This window comes from Betaproteobacteria bacterium (genome assembly GCA_016194905.1).
Classification (GTDB): domain Bacteria; phylum Pseudomonadota; class Gammaproteobacteria; order Burkholderiales; family JACQAP01; genus JACQAP01.
Genome location: JACQAP010000034.1, coordinates 93,090 through 108,132 on the forward strand (window position 1 = coordinate 93,090; position 15,043 = coordinate 108,132).

Below are 15,043 nucleotides of genomic sequence, written 5' to 3' on the forward strand. Positions count from 1 at the left end.
GCCGTAAGGCGAGGCCGCGCAGCCGATATCTTCAGGCCGGCACGACGTGAGTGCCGGATGCGCCTGAAAGCGCGCGCCCGAGGTTGGGCGGATTGGTGATCAGTGCGCGATCGCCGCCGCCTTCGAGGAAAGCGATGATCGCCTCGATCTTGGGACCCATGCTGCCTTTCGGAAACTGCCCCTCGGCGAGATAGCGCCGCGCGTCGGCGAGCACGATGCGCTCCAGCCAGCGCTGATCCGGCTTGCCGAAATTGACGGCCACCTTTTCCACGCCGGTGGAAACCACGAACAGCTCCGCACGGATGTCGCGCGCCAGCAGGCTGGACGCGAAATCCTTGTCGATCACCGCTTCCAGGCCCTGCAACCCGCCGTGTTCGTCGCGCAGCACGGGAATGCCGCCGCCGCCGCAAGCGATGACGATGTAGCCCAGGTCGATCAGCGCCTCGATGATGTCGCGCTCGATGATTTCCTGCGGCAAAGGCGAGGCCACCACCCGCCGCCAGCCGCGGCCGGCCTCCTCCTTCACGGTCCATCCCAGATCCTGTGCCAGCGACTTGGCGACGTCCTCGGTCATGTACGCACCGATCGGTTTGGTCGGAGCTTTGAAAGCCGGGTCGTTCGGATCCACCCGCACCTGCGTGACGATCGCGACCACCTTGCGCTTGAGTTTGCGGCGCTGAAATTCGTTGTAGAGCGCGCGCTGGAACATGTAGCCGATCGCACCCTGGGTGTCGGCGTCGGCATAGTCCACCGGCACCTCCGGCACGACGCCCTTGGCAATGCCCGAGCGGCGCAGGATGAAGCCCACCTGCGGGCCGTTGCCGTGGGTGAGCACCACCGTCCAGCCCGCCTCGACCATGTCCGCGACATACTGCGAAGTCATCGTCGCAGCTTTTACCTGGTCAGGAATCGATTGATGCTGATCGTCCAGGATGAGCGAGTTGCCGCCGACTGCCACGACCGCTGTGCGATTGCGTTTGCTCATCGCGGTGCCCTCTGTCTAGGACCGAGTGGACCGAACAATGCCGGGCACGGCCACGCCGACCCGGGACGCCAGCGCAATGACGGCCTGCGTGAAACACTCCAGCGGTGCACGCGTGATGCCCGCGCCGATCTGGCCGACGCCGGCTTCCTTGTGGGCGATGCCGGTGTTGATGATCGGCGTGATGTTGGTATCAAGCACGCGGCGGGCATCGATGCCCGCAGGCGTGCCGCTGAAATTTATCGCCGGCAGCGTGAACGCGCTGTTGCGGCCGAGCGTGATGTGGCGCATTTCGCGCGTGCTCGCGATCGCATCCTGCGGCGTACCGCCTACGAACTGCACGATGGCAGGCGCGGTGGCCATGGCAAAACCGCCGAGACCGGCGGTCTCGGTGATGGAACTGTCCCCCATGTCCGGCGCCGCGTGCTCCGGCCCATAGCTCGGGAAGTAAAGTCCGCCCACGACCGGGGAAGGCGCTTCGAACCACTGCTCACCGGTGCCCGAGAGGCGGATGCCGAAGCGCACGCCGTTACGCGACATGGCGGTGACCAGACTGCTTCCCGGCACGCCATGTGCGGCATCGAGCATCGACTTGCAGGCTGCCATCGACAGATTCAGAAAAAAATGGTCGTTGCCGGCGATGAACGTCACTGCGTCGGCGATCGCTGCCGCGTCGAAACCGGAATGCAGCGCCGCGGGCACGATCTTCTTCAGGAACAGCGAAGACGCCGCGGCGTTGCGGTTGTGGACTTCGTCGCCCATTTGCAGCGCCTGCGCGATCAGCGGCTTCAGCTCCAGCGGTCCGGACTTCGCGAGGGCGGCAGCCAGCGCGGGGGCGAGCACCTCGGCCATCCATCGCAGGCGTTTGATCACTTCCGGGGAATTGGCGCCGAAGCGCAGCACCTTGCCGAGACCCTCGTTCATGTTGGAATACGCGCGATTGCTGCCGGCGGCGTTTTCGATCACCCACACCGGCATCGACGGGCTGATGACCCCCGCCATAGGTCCCACCGTGGCGTGGTGGTGCGCAGATTCGAATGCGATCGTTCCGCCTTCGGCCAGCCGGCGGGCCGCCTCCGCGTCGGCGGCCCAGCCTTCGTACAGGATCGCTCCGATCACTGCGCCCTGCATCGGCCCGCACATTTCCTGCCACGCGATCGGCGGCCCGGCGTGCAGGACCATGCGGCCGTCCATTCCCGGCATCTGCGCGCGGGCAACGCCGATCCCGGCAAGCACCGGTTGGGCGGCGAGAAAAGCCGCGTAGGCTTTTTCATTGGCGTGCTCCACCGCCGGGTGATTGAGCAGTTGCGCGAGGCTCCAGCCGGCGACGCGGTTGCCGCCCGCCGGCGGCGTCCAGTCCACCTGCACCGATTTGCCGCCGGCCGACACGATGGAATCGGCAAACGACTGCAACCCGACGTTGATGATGCGTTTGTCCTCACGAAACAGCGTGCTCATCGAATCCTCATTCTCTTCATTTCAGTGTCCGCTGCGCGGCTGCACACCCGCGGCGACGATGGCGGCGGCGAGCCGCACCGCCTGCGCATTGCTCTCAGTGAGCAGCATGCCGGCTTCGGTCAGCGCCCGGCTCTGGCGGGCGAGGTCCTGCGGGTCCGCGGCCGTGCCGCAGATTTGCCCGACGAACGCCACGCTGCGGCCCTGCGCGGCGGCGGCTGCGCGCGCGCGATGAATCGCCGGCACGAACTCGCTGGCCGGATCCATGTGGCTGCCATGGCCCAGCACCACGTCGAGAAGGATGACCGCCGTTTGCGGGTCCTCGGCCTCCTTCACGATACGCTCGGTGCGCAGACGGTAGTCGATCATCGGATGCGGGCGGCCGCGGGTAAATACGTCATCGCCGAGGTCGACCAGCGTGTGATGATGGCTCTGCCAGACATCGGCGAGTTCGTGCGCATTGCGCGTCGGTGTATTCGAGTGCACCCCGGCCAGAAGTTCGCCGAGCAGCAGCGTCGCCTCGTAGCAGAACGTGCCTCCGCTGTAGAGTCCGCGCAGGTAGCGTTGCGATTCGGCAAATTTCGGCAATCCGGCAGGCAAATCCGGCACGCCGGTGTAACTGTCGCGCGGCTTTTCTCCCTTGACGATGGCAACTGCCGCGCGGGCGGCGTCCTCCAGGGTCTTCACCGCGTGCACGCCCTTGCGCGCTATGCTCGCGGGATCGGCGCCGAGGAACACCACCACCACCGGCTTGCCCGCCTTTGCTGCCTCGGCCAGCACTCGCTCTGCCACATCGGGTGAAGGCGGCTTCGAGATCAAGACCACGACCTGCGTCGCGGGATCGGCAGCGAGATCCTTGAGGCCCTTCAGCATCGAGATGCCGCCGATCTCCCGATGCAGGTCGCGCCCGCCGGTGCCGATCGCTTGCGAGATGCCCGAGCCGAGGCGATCGACCAGCACGCTCACCTGTTGCAGACCGGTGCCCGAGGCGCCCACCGCGCCGACCGGGCCGCGCTTCACCACGTTGGCGAAGGCAAGTGGCGTGCCGTTGATGATGGCGGTGCCGCAGTCCGGCCCCATGACGATGAGGTCGCTATCGCGCGCGAACTCCTTGAGCGCGAGCTCTTCCTCCACCGACACGTTGTTGCTGAACAGCATGACGTTGAGCCCGAGCCGCAACGCCTTCATCGCTTCCGCCGCCGCGTAATCGCCGGGCGTGGATATGAGTGCCATGTTGGCATCGCCGGCGACTTTCAGCGCCATCTGAATGCTGCGCGGACGCAGCGCCGCGTGCGTCTCGCCGCCGTCGTCCTCGGCCTGCCGGGTGAGGCTCTTCATCGCCTCCTCGATCGCCGCGGGCAGGGCTGATTTCTCGCCCTGCACCACGATCAGCAGGTCGCTTGCGTGCGCACCCTTCGCGTCGACGCGCAAGCCGGCTTCCGCCAGCAGCGCCAGGTTGTTCTCGGTGGCCATCACCGCCGAGGCCTGTTCCACGCCCGGCAGCCTGCCCAGCATCGCCGACAGTTGCATCAGCGACACCGAGTCCCGGTATTCTCGGGAAACGATTTTCACCAGAATGGCAGACAAGTCACGCTCTCCAGATTCATCAGGCGACTGCGGCCGTTCGGCCGGCATTGCTTTCGAATTGAGCGGCGCGCGGGAGCGGATGCCTCGGTGGACGATCCGGCGACGGCGCCTCCTGCGTCGCCAGGTCCGGCGCATAGCCGAACAGCAGGCCGCACAGCGTATCCGCGCCCGAGCTGTGTCCGCTCGCCAGCGCACGCGCGGTCGCCTCGACGACATCGCCCGCGCCCGAGATCGCAACCGTCACATCGACCAAGCGCTCGGCGAATCGCCCCTGCGCCGCGTCGCTCAGCATCTGGCGGCTGATTGCATTGGTGCGCAGGACAAGCGGCGCGAGCGAATCGGCCAGCGACCGCAGCATCGCGTCGATGCCGCTTTCGAAGCCGGCACGGCTCCGGAGCGCCGCCAGATAGCCGGCGATGAAGTCGTCACCCGAAGGCGTCAATCCAGGACCGAGCCCCACGAGTCGCGCCGCCGCCCCGGCGACGGCCGTGACGTCATGCCGTTCGGTTGCCCGCGCGAGCATCGGCAGCGTGTGCGAAAGCCGGGTGGCGAATGCGCGTTCGACCGAAGAACGCGCACTGGCGGGAGCGGCAAGCAGCGGCCCAAATCCCCGCTCCGGCGCGCGTTCGACCAGGGTCGCGCGCAACTCGTGCAGCGCCACCGCGATGGCGGCGCCGCCAGGATCCATCGAGACGGCGGCGACGGCGCCGCGCCAGACGGCGGCACCGGACAGGTCGACGGTAATGCCCGCGTTGGTTATGCGCAGCGCCGCATGATCGAGAATCGCACTCTGCCCCGGAATCAGCCAAGACTCGAATGACGCGACCGGGCTGGCCAGCCGGATGCCGTGCGGAAGGTTGCCCAGATCGCTCGCCAGCAGGGTTACCAACTCGCCCGCATCCGTTTCGATGTTGCAGGCGCGGCGGAAGACGCTGTGCAGCCGCCCGTGGGCGCGCGCGGGCACAAGATCTCCAACGCAGTCCGAGATTTCGGTGTCGGACACGAGGTCGCGCGGATCGCGGCTCACTACGGCATCGCAGCGCTCACGCGCCGATGGCGGCCAGCGCGCGCCTGGAGTCCGATACCCAGCCGAAAATCCCGCCTTGTGCCTTGATCATCGCCAGCGCGGCCTTCTGGAACTCCGGGAAGTACGACCCGACGCAATCGGACAGCACCACGCATTCGTAGCCGCGGTCGTTGGCTTCGCGCACGCTGGTGTTGACGCAGACCTCGGTGGTGACGCCGCAGACGATCAGCGTCTTGATGCTGCGGTCGCGCAGGATCAGTTCGAGATCGGTGGCGTAGAACGCGCCCTTGCCGGGCTTGTCGATCACCGGCTCGCCGGCCCGGGGATACAGTTCCGGCACGATGTCGTGGCCGACCTCGCCGCGCACCAGGATGCGCCCCATCGGGCCGGGATCGCCGATGCGCGTCTTGCCCCGGCCGCGCACCAGCTTTGAAGGCGGGCAATCGGTGAGATCCGGCCGATGGCCTTCGCGGGTGTGCACCACCAGCATCCCCCGCTTACGTGCCGCCTCCAGCACGCGCGCGGTCGGCGCGATGGTCGCCTGCAGCGGCGTAACGTCGTTGCCCAGGGCCTCGCCGAATCCGCCGGGCATGACGAAGTCCCGCTGCATGTCGATGATCAGCAGCGCGGTCGTCTTCGGATCGAATTCGAGTTCGTACGGTTCCGCTTCGATTGCCATGTTCGCCATGTCGCCTCCCTTGCACCGTTCTCGCTGCGCGACGGTGGATTCCGCGCGGCGTCCGTGGGTATACTCAATGGTATACAAGATGCCACACGGGGGAAAGCAGTGTCCATGACCCTATCGTCGCTCCTCACCGATTACCGGCTGGCAAAGCGCACACCATCCGAAGTGATCGAATCGCTGCGCCCCGCGCAGGACGATGCGTATGCCTGCGCATGGATCTGCCGAGTCGGCCCCGATGCGCTTGCCCGACGCGCACGGCAACTCGAACAGATGACGCGCGAGGATTCGCGGACCCTGTCCCGTCTGCCGCTGTACGGCATTCCGTTCGCAGTCAAGGACAACATCGACGTGGCTGGCCTGCCGACCACCGCGGCCTGCCCCGCGTTCTCCCATGTTCCCGAGCGCTCCGCCACGGTGGTCGAGAAGCTGGAGGCAGCCGGCGCCATCCTGGTCGGCAAGACCAACCTCGATCAGTTCGCCACCGGGCTGGTCGGCACGCGCTCGCCCTACGGCGCCGTGCCCAATGCATTCCGCCCCGAATACATCTCGGGCGGCTCGAGTTCCGGGTCGGCGGTCACGGTCGCACGCGGCGCGGTCAGTTTTTCCCTCGGAACCGACACCGCCGGCTCGGGCCGTGTGCCGGCGGGGCTGAACAACATCGTCGGCTTGAAACCCAGCCGCGGCCTCATCAGCGCGCGCGGCGTGGTGCCGGCCTGCCAGTCTCTCGACTGCGTATCGGTGTTCGCGCTTACCGTTCCCGACGCGGTCGCGGTGCTCGAGGCGGCGCGCGGCTACGATGCGGAAGATCCCTGGTCGCGCGAATTGGCATTGTCCGCGCCGAGACTGCCGGAGCGTTTCACCTTCGCGCTCCCCGAGCCACTCGAATTCCATGGCGATGCCCATGCGATGCACGCGTTCAACGAAGCGGTGGACCGGCTCGAAGGCCTCGGCGGCAAGCCGGTCCGCGTCGACTTCTCGATGTTCCTCGAAGTGGCGGGGCTGCTCTACGAAGGCCCGTGGGTGGCGGAACGGCTCGCTGCCATCCGGCCGTTCTTCGAAAAGCACGCCGACCAGGTGCATCCGGTGGTGCGCAGGATCATCGAAGGCGCCGCGAAGTATTCAGCGGCGGACCTGTTCGCCGGGCTGACCCGGATCGAGGCGCTGAAGAAGACCGCAGCGCGATTGTGGAACCGCGCCGACGTCATGGTGGTGCCCACCGCACCGACCGCCTACACCATCGAGGAACTCGTCGCCGAGCCGTTCCTGAACAATCGCAGGCTCGGGCATTACACCAATTTCGTGAACCTGCTCGACCTCGCAGCCTGCGCAGTCCCCGCGTCGATGCGTCCGGACGGGCTGCCCAGCGGCATCACGCTGATCGCACCGGCGCGCAGCGATCTCATGCTCGCCGATCTCGCGCAACGCTTCCACCAACTCACCGGCCTCAAACTCGGCGCGCTCGACGAAACGCTGCCGCCGCCCGAACCCGTCGCATTCGCCGACGATAGCGTGCGCATCGCGGTGGTCGGCGCGCACCTCTCGGGGTTGCCGCTCAATTACCAACTCATCGAACGCGGCGGCCAGCTGGAGAAAGCGGCGCGCACCAGCGCGCAGTATCGCCTCTACGCGCTGCCGGGCACCACGCCGCCCAAACCCGGAATGGTGCGCGATCCCGGTCATGGCGGCGCCATCGAACTCGAAGTGTGGCACCTGCCGGTCAGCGAGTACGGCTCGTTCGTGGCCGGCATCCCGTCGCCGCTGGGCATCGGCCGTGTCGAACTCGAAGACGGCGAATGGGTGCAGGGCTTCGTCTGCGAGGGCTGGGCGGTGCAGGGTGCCGAAGAGATTTCGCAGTTCGGCGGGTGGCGCGCGTTCCTCGCGCAGAAAGCCGCGCATTGAATCGCGCGGCGAGTCGAGCGCCGGCGAAGAAGGCGGACGGAGCCCGGCGGCGAACGGCCGCGGCGCCCGACGAGGCGCGCAAGCCGTCGTTGGCCGATTCCGTGTATCTGGGCATCAAGCAGAGCATCTTCGATTTCCGGCTGCTGCCGGGTGACCGCTTCACCGAGAACGAAATCGCCGCGCGATTGCATGTGAGCCGCACGCCGGTGCGCGAGGCGCTTTACCGGCTTGAGCGCGAAGGCTACCTGCAGGTGCAGTTCCGCAGCGGCTGGAACGTTCGCGAACTGGATTTCAGGCAGTTCGACGATCTGTACGACTTGCGCATCGCGCTCGAAACCGCCTGCGTGCGAACCTTGTGCGATCGCCCCGAGCAGCCTAGCCTCAATGAACTGGAATCGATCTGGCTGGTCGTGCCGAAACGCAGGCTGCGGGACGGCGAGCAGGTATGCGCGCTGGACGAGGCCTTTCACGGCACGCTGGTCGCCGCCACCGGCAACCGCGAGATAGCGCGCTGCCATCAGGAAGTGACCGAGCGCATCCGCCTGCTGCGCCGGCTCGATTTCACCGAAGAAGGCCGCATCACCGCCACCTACGATGAGCATGCGCAAATCCTGCGCGCGGTGTTGCGGCGAAGCGCCGATCGGGCGATCCAGTTGCTGCGCAACCACATCGAAACCAGCAAGGCCGAGGTCAAGAAAATCAGCCTGCACAAACTGTATTCCGCCCGGCGCCGTTAAGACTTTCGGCGGCCGGGTATCGAAAGATCCATGATCCAAATCTCAACGCAAAGGCGCAAAGAGCGCAAAGGGATGCAAAGAAAGGCAAGAACTGATTGATGCGGAAATTCCGAAGTCAGAATTGTTGTGGGCGGCAACCATTTGCTCCTTCGCTCTTCTATCTTCATGTCTTGTCTTCGTTTTCCTTTGCGGCCTTCGCGTCCTTTGCGTCTTTGCGTTGAGGTGTTGCCCTAAGCCGCTTCGAGAACGATCAGGTCCTGCCCCGCCGACACCTGCGAGCCTTCCTGGCAGAACACCTGCAGCACCTTGCCGTCGCAGGGCACGGCAATCGGGAATTTCTTCTTCATCGCGCCACGATACCGAATTTCACTTGTGAATCGCGGCGGCCAGTTGGTCGCAGGTGGCGGTCCAGCCGACGATCGCACCTTGGGCGCGGATCATGTCCATGGCAGCGCGCTTGAACTCGGGAAAATAGCTTTCGGTCGCATCCTCGATCAGTAGTGAATCGTAGCCGCGGTCGTTTGCCTCGCGCATGGTGGTCTGCACGCAAACCTCGGTGGTCACGCCGGCAAACAGCAGATGTGTCGTACCACGCAGGCGCAGGATGTCGCCGAGCGGTGTGGCGTAGAACGCGCCCTTGCCCGGCTTGTCGATCACGATTTCGCCGGGCAGCGGCGCGCAGCCGGGCACGATATCGTTGCCGGGTTCGCCCGCAATCAGGATGCGACCCATCGCACTGGGGTCGCCGATGCGCAGCTTGGGATTGCCGCGCTTGAGTTTCGCCGGCGGCAGATCGGACAAGTCGGGACGATGCGCTTCGCGTGTATGGATGATGGTGATACCGGCCTTGCGGCAGGTATCGAGCAATCGCTTTACCGTCGGCACGATGGCGGCGAGCAGCTTGACGTTGTTGCCGAGCGTCTCGCCGAAGCCGCCCGGTTCGATGAAATCGCGCTGCATGTCGATGACGACGAGGGCCGTCGACGGGACGGAAAATTCGTAGTCGAACGGTTTCGCCTGTACCTTTGCCATGTCAATAATCCTTCGCGGTTTTGGACGAGCCGGTGGCGGCAGCGCTGCCGCCGGCATGGCCCGCCATGCACGGGCCGATCACGCCGATGTCTGCCCGGGCCGTCGGCGTTTCATGGACGATGCGGCCGTCGAAGATCACCAGCAGCCGGTCGGAAAGTTCCAGCAACTCGTCGAGATCTTCGCTGACCAGCAGCACTGCGGCGCCGGCATTGCGCGCGGCGAGGATGCGATCGTGGATTTCCGCGACTGCGGCGAAATCCAGGCCGAACACCGGATTGGCGACAATCAGCACCGAAACATCTTCGGACAGCTCGCGCGCCAGTACCGCGCGCTGCACATTGCCGCCGGACAAGGTCGCGATGGGCGCGTCCGCGCCCTGGGTCTTGACCTTGAACTCCCCGATCCAGCGCTGTGCCTGCTCCAGCATTGCGCCGCCGCGCAGCCAGATGCCGGAGGCGAGCGGCGACTGATCGAAGTTGCGCAACGCCATGTTTTCGGCGACGCTCATCCCGGGCACGCAGGCATTCCTGAGCGGCTCCTCCGGCAGGCTGAATGCGCGGTGCAGGCGAATCTCGCCGCGCGAAGCGGCATAGGGCTTGCCATTGACGTGGACCGAGCCCGCGACCGGCTGGCGCTGGCCGATCAGCGCTTCGACCAGTTCGCGCTGCCCGTTGCCCGACACGCCGGCGATGCCGACGATCTCTCCGGGGCGCACGTCGAGCGAAAAATCCTCTACCGCGGGCAGGCCGGTGTCATCTTCCACCACGAGATTACGCACGGAGAGCCGCGGCTCGTCGGCAGCCGTCCCGGCTTTGGTGCCGTGCGCCTGTGGAATGTCGCGCGATCCGACCATCATTTCCGCCAGCCTGGCCGGAGTCAGGTCGGCGATGCGCCCTTCCCCGGTGAGCTTACCCCGCCGCAGCACGGAGGCCGCGTCGGCGAACGCCATCACCTCGCGGAATTTGTGGGTGATCATCAGGATGGTCACCCTGTTCGCGCGCGTCATGTCACGCAGCATGCCCAGCACTTCGTCGGCTTCCGAAGGCGTCAGCACGGAAGTCGGTTCGTCCAGGATCATGAAGCGGCGATCGAGGTAGATCTGTTTGAGGATTTCCAGCTTCTGTTTCTCGCCGGCCGCGAGCTGCGACACCGGTTTATCCAGCGGCACCTTGAACGGCACCGTCTCCATGAAGGCGGCGAGGCGCGCCCGTTCCCGCCGCCAGTTGATGACGGCCGGCACATCCGTGCGCGACATCACCAGATTCTCCGCCGCGGTCATGCTCGGCACCAGCGTGAAATGCTGGTAGACCATGCCGATGCCCAGAGCATGCGAATCGTGCGGCGAATGGATCGAGCGTTCGCGTCCATCCACCGAAATCTGCCCGGCGGTCGGTTCGTAGAAACCGACCAGGCATTTCACCAGCGTGCTTTTGCCCGCGCCATTCTCGCCCAGCAGTGCGTGGAAAGACCCGGCCGCCACGCGCATCGATACATCGTCGAGCGCGGTAAACGCGCCGAAACGCTTGGTCATGCCGGAGACCTGCACCTCGAGCGCGTGGTCGAGCACGATCTCGTGCTCGGGCTTGAACCGCATCATTTCCGATTCGGACATCAGACGACCGCCTTGATCGCTTCGATCACCGCGGTGGAACTTCCGACCGCGCCGAACACGCCGCCCTGCATCGTCACCATTTTCAGCGCCGCGAGGTGATTGCCCCGGTCGGTGGCCGCGGTGCAGTCCGACAGGATCAGGCACTCATAGCCGCGGTCGTTGGCGTCGCGCATGGTCGTGTGTACGCACACATCGGTGGTAATGCCGGTGAGAATCAAATTTCGGATGCCCCGGGTATGCAGGATCAGATCGAAATTGGTGGCGTAGAACGAACCCTTGCCGGGTTTATCGATCACCGGTTCGCCCGGCAGCGGCGCAAGGTCGGAAATGATTTCCCAGCCGGGCTCGCCGATGGTCAGGATGCGCCCGCACGGCCCGACGTCGCCGATGCCGATGCCGCCGGTGCCGATCTGCCGCGATCGCCAGCGTTTGTTGGCGGGCAAATCCGACAGATCGGGCTTGTGGCCTTCACGCGTGTGGATGACCGTGTAGCCGCCCTTGCGCATCGCGGCCAGCAGTTTCTTGAGCGGCTCGATGGGCTTGCGCGTGAGCGAGATGTCGTAGCCCATCTTGTCGACGTAGCCGCCCTCGCCGCAAAAGTCGACCTGCATGTCGATGACGATCAGCGCGGTATTGGCCGGCGTCAGGTTGCCGTCGTAAGGCCAGCGGTACGGGTCGGCGTCGACGTAGCAGCCAAGATTCCTGGTTTCGTCACGCATGTTTGCGCCTCCTCGGCATGTCCCGGACAGCGGTGTCCGGCCGGTAGTCACGCACTGGCGCGGGAAAGCCGCAGGATGTGCCGTCGATCACTTTCACATCGCTTTCCCAGGGCAGCCGGTAGCGGCCCGCGACCATGTCCTGCATGTAGGTATAGGGACAGTCCTGCGCGCCGCCTCTCACCGCGACATAGCCGCGATGACCGAACTGGTAGATGTTGTTTTCCACGCCCCATTGAACACGGGCTTCGCGCACCAGATCCGGACGTAGTTCGCAGGTGATGATTTCATCGGGCCGGTCGCCGCCTTCCACCAGCAGCGTGCCGTCGAAGTTGACGAACATGCCCTCGCCCATCGAATCGAAGCTGCCGTCGCTGCCGCACATGCACACGCTCGCGGTATAGATCAGGTTACAGAACGCGTTGGCCTGGTTGGTGACCTTCCACGTGTGGCGGATCGGCGCCGTGTAGCCGGCGGTGCGGATCATGATGTCGGCACCCTTGTACGCGGATTCGCGCGCCATCTCCGGGAACATGCCGTCATGGCAGATGATCAGCGCCAGCTTCGAGCCGTTCGGTCCGTCGCACACCGGGATGCCGAGGTCGCCCGGTTCCCAAGGTTCCACCGGTACCCATGGATGCAGTTTGCGGTAGTAGAGCTTGATCGCGCCCTGATCGTCGATGATCAGCCCGCTGTTGAAGGGATTGCCGTTCGGATTGAATTCCATGATCGAGAAGCAACCCCAGATCCTGTTGTCGACGCAGGCGAGTTTGAACGCGGCGACCTCCGGCCCGTCCAGGCGGCACATGATTTCCGGATTGGTATCCATCGACAGGCCGTGCAGTGAATACTCCGGAAACACCACCAGGTCCATGGTGGAGAGGTTGCGCCTGGCCTTGGCCACCATGTCGCAGATCTTCGTCGTCTGCACCGCAAGATCCAGCGGCGTTTTGACCACGGGCAGTTGCAACTGCACCATGCCAAGCACTACGCCGTGAGGAGATTTGTTCAGTCCGCCCAGTCCGCTCATGGTTCCACCTCCGTGTCTGTTGGTGCGATGCACATTAGCGATTGATGCTCAATTCGCCCGGCGCGCCGGCCAGCGTGCGTCGCGTCGAGCAGGTCGCGATCATGATGCCGAGCGTCAGCACGTAAGGCGCGGCATTGAACAGGTAGTAGCCGCTGGTGATGCCGACCGACTGCAGCGCGGGGCCGAGCGCGCCGGCGCCCCCGAACAGCAGCGCCGCGTAAAAACAATACAAGGGATTCCAGCGCGCGAAGATCACCAGCGCCACCGCCATCAACCCCTGCCCGCTGGACAGGCCTTCGCTCCAACTGCCGGGATAGTAAAGGGACAGGAAAGAGCCGCCGATGCCCGCGAGGAATCCGCCCACCGCCGTGGCCAGCGTGCGCACCACCGGTACCCGAAAGCCCATCGCGCGCGCCGCATCGGAACTGTCGCCGACCATGCGCACAATCAGTCCCCAGCGTGTGTTGCGGAACGCCCAGGCAAGCAGGATCGCAAGCACGATGCCGATGATCAACAGCGGATTGACTTGAAGCGCTGCCTGAATCTGCGGCGAATCGCTCCAGTTGCCGAACGGAATCGACAGCAGCGTCGGCGCCTTCGGCTGCACATAAGGTTTGCCGAGGAAGAATGCGAGGCCGGTGCCGAACAACATCAAACCGATGCCGACCGCGATGTCGTTTACGCGCGGCAAGTTGCAGATCAGGCCATGCAACAATCCGAGCAGCAGTCCGGCAACGCCGGCCGCCAGCACGCCCAGCCAGGGACTGCCCGAAACGTACGACACCGCGTAGCCGCTCATTGCGCCCATCACCAGAATGCCTTCGAGGCCGAGATTGATGCGGCCGCTCTTCTCCGTAATGCACTCGCCGAGACTCACGAACAGGAACGGCGTGCTGACGCGGATTGCACCGCCCAGCACTGCGATCGGGACACCCCACCAGCCGAGTTCCATCTTTAGATTCCGTGACAATCGTGAAAACGGCCAGCAATTATGGCCGTTTCAGTGAAGGGTAACGTTTGCGAAGCCAACGTTATGCCGGAACTACAATTCATTCGCACGCGGGCAACGCCCGCATATTGTGACGGCGTGACGATCGTAAATGCGGAATGGTTCGAGCTCACTCTCGCCTTAGTCCCGTGCCTTACATGCGACGTCATACCTCACCCCTTTCGTCTTACCTGCTACCGAACACGTCGTCACGACCATCACGATTATGGCGAAGCCGGTTATGGCAACGCCGGTATCCCTTGGGAACGCCCGCGCGTCACGCCGTCACGGTCTTTTGTTGAAAGACGCGAAAGCGTCCATACAACGTTTCCGCTGCGAGAACCAGCATGAAAGCCATGCCCTGCAGCACGAGCACGGTCGCGTCCGGCATGTCGAGGCGCCGCTGCAGCATGCCGCCGCTCGCGGAGATGCCGCCGAGCAGCACCGCGACCGGCAGGATCGCCAAAGGATTCTGGCGTGCGATGAAGGCGACCAGGATTCCCGTGTAACCGTAACCTGCGATCAGCGATGCGTTCGCTGCGCCATGCACCGCGGCCACTTCGGCCATGCCGGCCAGGCCGGCGGCGCTGCCGCCGAGGAAACACGCGGCCAGCACCAGCTTGCTGACGGGCAGCCCGGCCAGACGTGCGGCACGCGCATTGCCGCCGACGATGCGCAGCGAAAATCCCATCGTGGTGTGCTTCACCAGCACGTACATCGCAATGCAGAACACGATGCCGAAACCAAGGCCCCAGTGCACGTCGAGACCGAAAAAGGGTCCGAGCATGTTGGCATCGCCGATCGGGTACGTTGCCGGCTTGTTGAGGCTGCCCGGATCGCGCAGCAACCCCTCGACGAAGTGATTGAACAGCGCGATGGCGATATAGGTCAGCAGCAGGCTGGAGATGGTTTCGTTCACGCCGCGATATTGCCGCAGCGCGCCCGCCAACGCGATCCACATGCCCCCCAACAGCATCGCGAATACGGCCATCGCAAGCTTGACTACGAACGGCGGCATGCCGGTCAGCAGATGTCCGGCCACCGCGGCGGCCAGCCCACCCAATACCAGCGCGCCTTCTCCGCCGATAATCATCAGTCCCGCCTGTGCCGGCAGCGCGACGCAAAGCGCGGTGAGAATCAGCGGCGCGGCTCGCACCAGCGAGTTCTGCCAGGCGAAGCCGCTGCCGAATGCGCCCTGGTACATCAGCGCATAGACTTCCCGCGGATTCTTGCCGAGCACGGCGACGAACAGTCCGAACAGGGCCATCGCCGCCAGCAGCGCACCGACCGGAA

14 protein-coding genes are annotated in these 15,043 nt (G+C 65.1%); 2 read left to right on the forward strand and 12 right to left on the reverse strand.

Going from position 1 to position 15,043, the window contains the following annotated elements:
- Positions 1-31 precede the first annotated feature (31 nt).
- From HY067_22120 to HY067_22140, 5 genes are read right to left on the reverse strand one after another with little or no spacing between them, the layout of a single operon-like run.
- On the reverse strand, positions 32-985 hold the full coding sequence (locus HY067_22120) for a carbamate kinase (GenBank protein ID MBI3530652.1): 954 nt from the start codon (positions 983-985) through the stop codon (positions 32-34).
- A 15-nt stretch (positions 986-1,000) separates the two neighbouring features.
- Positions 1,001-2,440, reverse strand: a complete 1,440-nt coding sequence (locus tag HY067_22125; protein ID MBI3530653.1) for a DUF1116 domain-containing protein — start codon at positions 2,438-2,440, stop codon at positions 1,001-1,003.
- 21 nt (positions 2,441-2,461) lie between these two features.
- Positions 2,462-4,072, reverse strand: coding sequence for an acyl-CoA synthetase FdrA (gene fdrA / locus HY067_22130; GenBank protein ID MBI3530654.1), 1,611 nt, complete (start codon positions 4,070-4,072; stop codon positions 2,462-2,464).
- A complete protein-coding gene (locus HY067_22135) occupies positions 4,044-5,051 on the reverse strand; it encodes a DUF2877 domain-containing protein (GenBank protein ID MBI3530655.1) in 1,008 nt (335 codons plus the stop codon). The genes fdrA and HY067_22135 overlap by 29 nt, the downstream gene beginning before the upstream one ends.
- A gap of 16 nt (positions 5,052-5,067) precedes the next feature.
- Positions 5,068-5,730: a cysteine hydrolase gene (locus HY067_22140; protein MBI3530656.1), complete on the reverse strand. Its 663-nt coding sequence runs from the start codon at positions 5,728-5,730 to the stop codon at positions 5,068-5,070.
- Between the two features lie 114 nt (positions 5,731-5,844).
- Between HY067_22140 and atzF the strand changes: the two genes are divergently transcribed.
- Positions 5,845-7,635 (forward strand): allophanate hydrolase, encoded by a 1,791-nt coding sequence (gene atzF / locus HY067_22145; protein ID MBI3530657.1) that lies wholly within the window; start codon positions 5,845-5,847, stop codon positions 7,633-7,635.
- Positions 7,530-8,372, forward strand: coding sequence for a GntR family transcriptional regulator (locus HY067_22150; GenBank protein ID MBI3530658.1), 843 nt, complete (start codon positions 7,530-7,532; stop codon positions 8,370-8,372). The genes atzF and HY067_22150 overlap by 106 nt, the downstream gene beginning before the upstream one ends.
- A 230-nt stretch (positions 8,373-8,602) precedes the next feature.
- Here the strand turns inward: HY067_22150 and HY067_22155 are convergent, their stop codons facing one another.
- The 7 genes from HY067_22155 to HY067_22185 all read right to left on the reverse strand — a co-directional run bounded on the left by HY067_22155 (position 8,603) and on the right by HY067_22185 (position 15,017).
- Positions 8,603-8,719, reverse strand: coding sequence for a biotin/lipoyl-binding protein (locus HY067_22155; GenBank protein ID MBI3530659.1), 117 nt, complete (start codon positions 8,717-8,719; stop codon positions 8,603-8,605).
- Between the two features lie 19 nt (positions 8,720-8,738).
- Positions 8,739-9,404, reverse strand: a complete 666-nt coding sequence (locus HY067_22160; protein ID MBI3530660.1) for a cysteine hydrolase — start codon at positions 9,402-9,404, stop codon at positions 8,739-8,741.
- Position 9,405: 1 nt separating this feature from the next.
- Positions 9,406-10,998, reverse strand: coding sequence for an ABC transporter ATP-binding protein (locus tag HY067_22165; GenBank protein MBI3530661.1), 1,593 nt, complete (start codon positions 10,996-10,998; stop codon positions 9,406-9,408).
- A 17-nt stretch (positions 10,999-11,015) separates the two neighbouring features.
- Complete coding sequence (locus tag HY067_22170; GenBank protein MBI3530662.1) at positions 11,016-11,735, reverse strand: cysteine hydrolase; 720 nt, start codon at positions 11,733-11,735, stop codon at positions 11,016-11,018.
- Positions 11,728-12,762, reverse strand: coding sequence for a formamidase (locus HY067_22175; GenBank protein ID MBI3530663.1), 1,035 nt, complete (start codon positions 12,760-12,762; stop codon positions 11,728-11,730). The genes HY067_22170 and HY067_22175 overlap by 8 nt, the downstream gene beginning before the upstream one ends.
- A gap of 34 nt (positions 12,763-12,796) precedes the next feature.
- Positions 12,797-13,714 carry an ABC transporter permease gene (locus HY067_22180; protein MBI3530664.1) on the reverse strand — a complete coding sequence of 306 codons (918 nt, stop codon included), beginning with the start codon at positions 13,712-13,714 and terminating at the stop codon, positions 12,797-12,799.
- A gap of 313 nt (positions 13,715-14,027) precedes the next feature.
- Positions 14,028-15,017: an ABC transporter permease gene (locus HY067_22185; GenBank protein MBI3530665.1), complete on the reverse strand. Its 990-nt coding sequence runs from the start codon at positions 15,015-15,017 to the stop codon at positions 14,028-14,030.
- Between the last annotated feature and the right edge of the window lie 26 nt (positions 15,018-15,043).

Bases quoted from the DNA above. Each gene is read 5' to 3' on its own strand.
- HY067_22120 (MBI3530652.1), bottom strand. From the start codon at position 985: ATGAGCAAACGCAATCGCACAGCGGTCGTGGCAGTCGGCGGCAACTCG.
- HY067_22125 (MBI3530653.1), bottom strand. From the start codon at position 2,440: ATGAGCACGCTGTTTCGTGAGGACAAACGCATCATCAACGTCGGGTTG.
- fdrA (MBI3530654.1), bottom strand. From the start codon at position 4,072: ATGCCGGCCGAACGGCCGCAGTCGCCTGATGAATCTGGAGAGCGTGAC.
- HY067_22140 (MBI3530656.1), bottom strand. From the start codon at position 5,730: ATGGCAATCGAAGCGGAACCGTACGAACTCGAATTCGATCCGAAGACG.
- atzF (MBI3530657.1), top strand. From the start codon at position 5,845: ATGACCCTATCGTCGCTCCTCACCGATTACCGGCTGGCAAAGCGCACA.
- HY067_22150 (MBI3530658.1), top strand. From the start codon at position 7,530: ATGGGTGCAGGGCTTCGTCTGCGAGGGCTGGGCGGTGCAGGGTGCCGA.
- HY067_22155 (MBI3530659.1), bottom strand. From the start codon at position 8,719: ATGAAGAAGAAATTCCCGATTGCCGTGCCCTGCGACGGCAAGGTGCTG.
- HY067_22160 (MBI3530660.1), bottom strand. From the start codon at position 9,404: ATGGCAAAGGTACAGGCGAAACCGTTCGACTACGAATTTTCCGTCCCG.
- HY067_22165 (MBI3530661.1), bottom strand. From the start codon at position 10,998: ATGCGGTTCAAGCCCGAGCACGAGATCGTGCTCGACCACGCGCTCGAG.
- HY067_22170 (MBI3530662.1), bottom strand. From the start codon at position 11,735: ATGCGTGACGAAACCAGGAATCTTGGCTGCTACGTCGACGCCGACCCG.
- HY067_22175 (MBI3530663.1), bottom strand. From the start codon at position 12,762: ATGAGCGGACTGGGCGGACTGAACAAATCTCCTCACGGCGTAGTGCTT.
- HY067_22180 (MBI3530664.1), bottom strand. From the start codon at position 13,714: ATGGAACTCGGCTGGTGGGGTGTCCCGATCGCAGTGCTGGGCGGTGCA.
- HY067_22185 (MBI3530665.1), bottom strand. From the start codon at position 15,017: ATGGCCCTGTTCGGACTGTTCGTCGCCGTGCTCGGCAAGAATCCGCGG.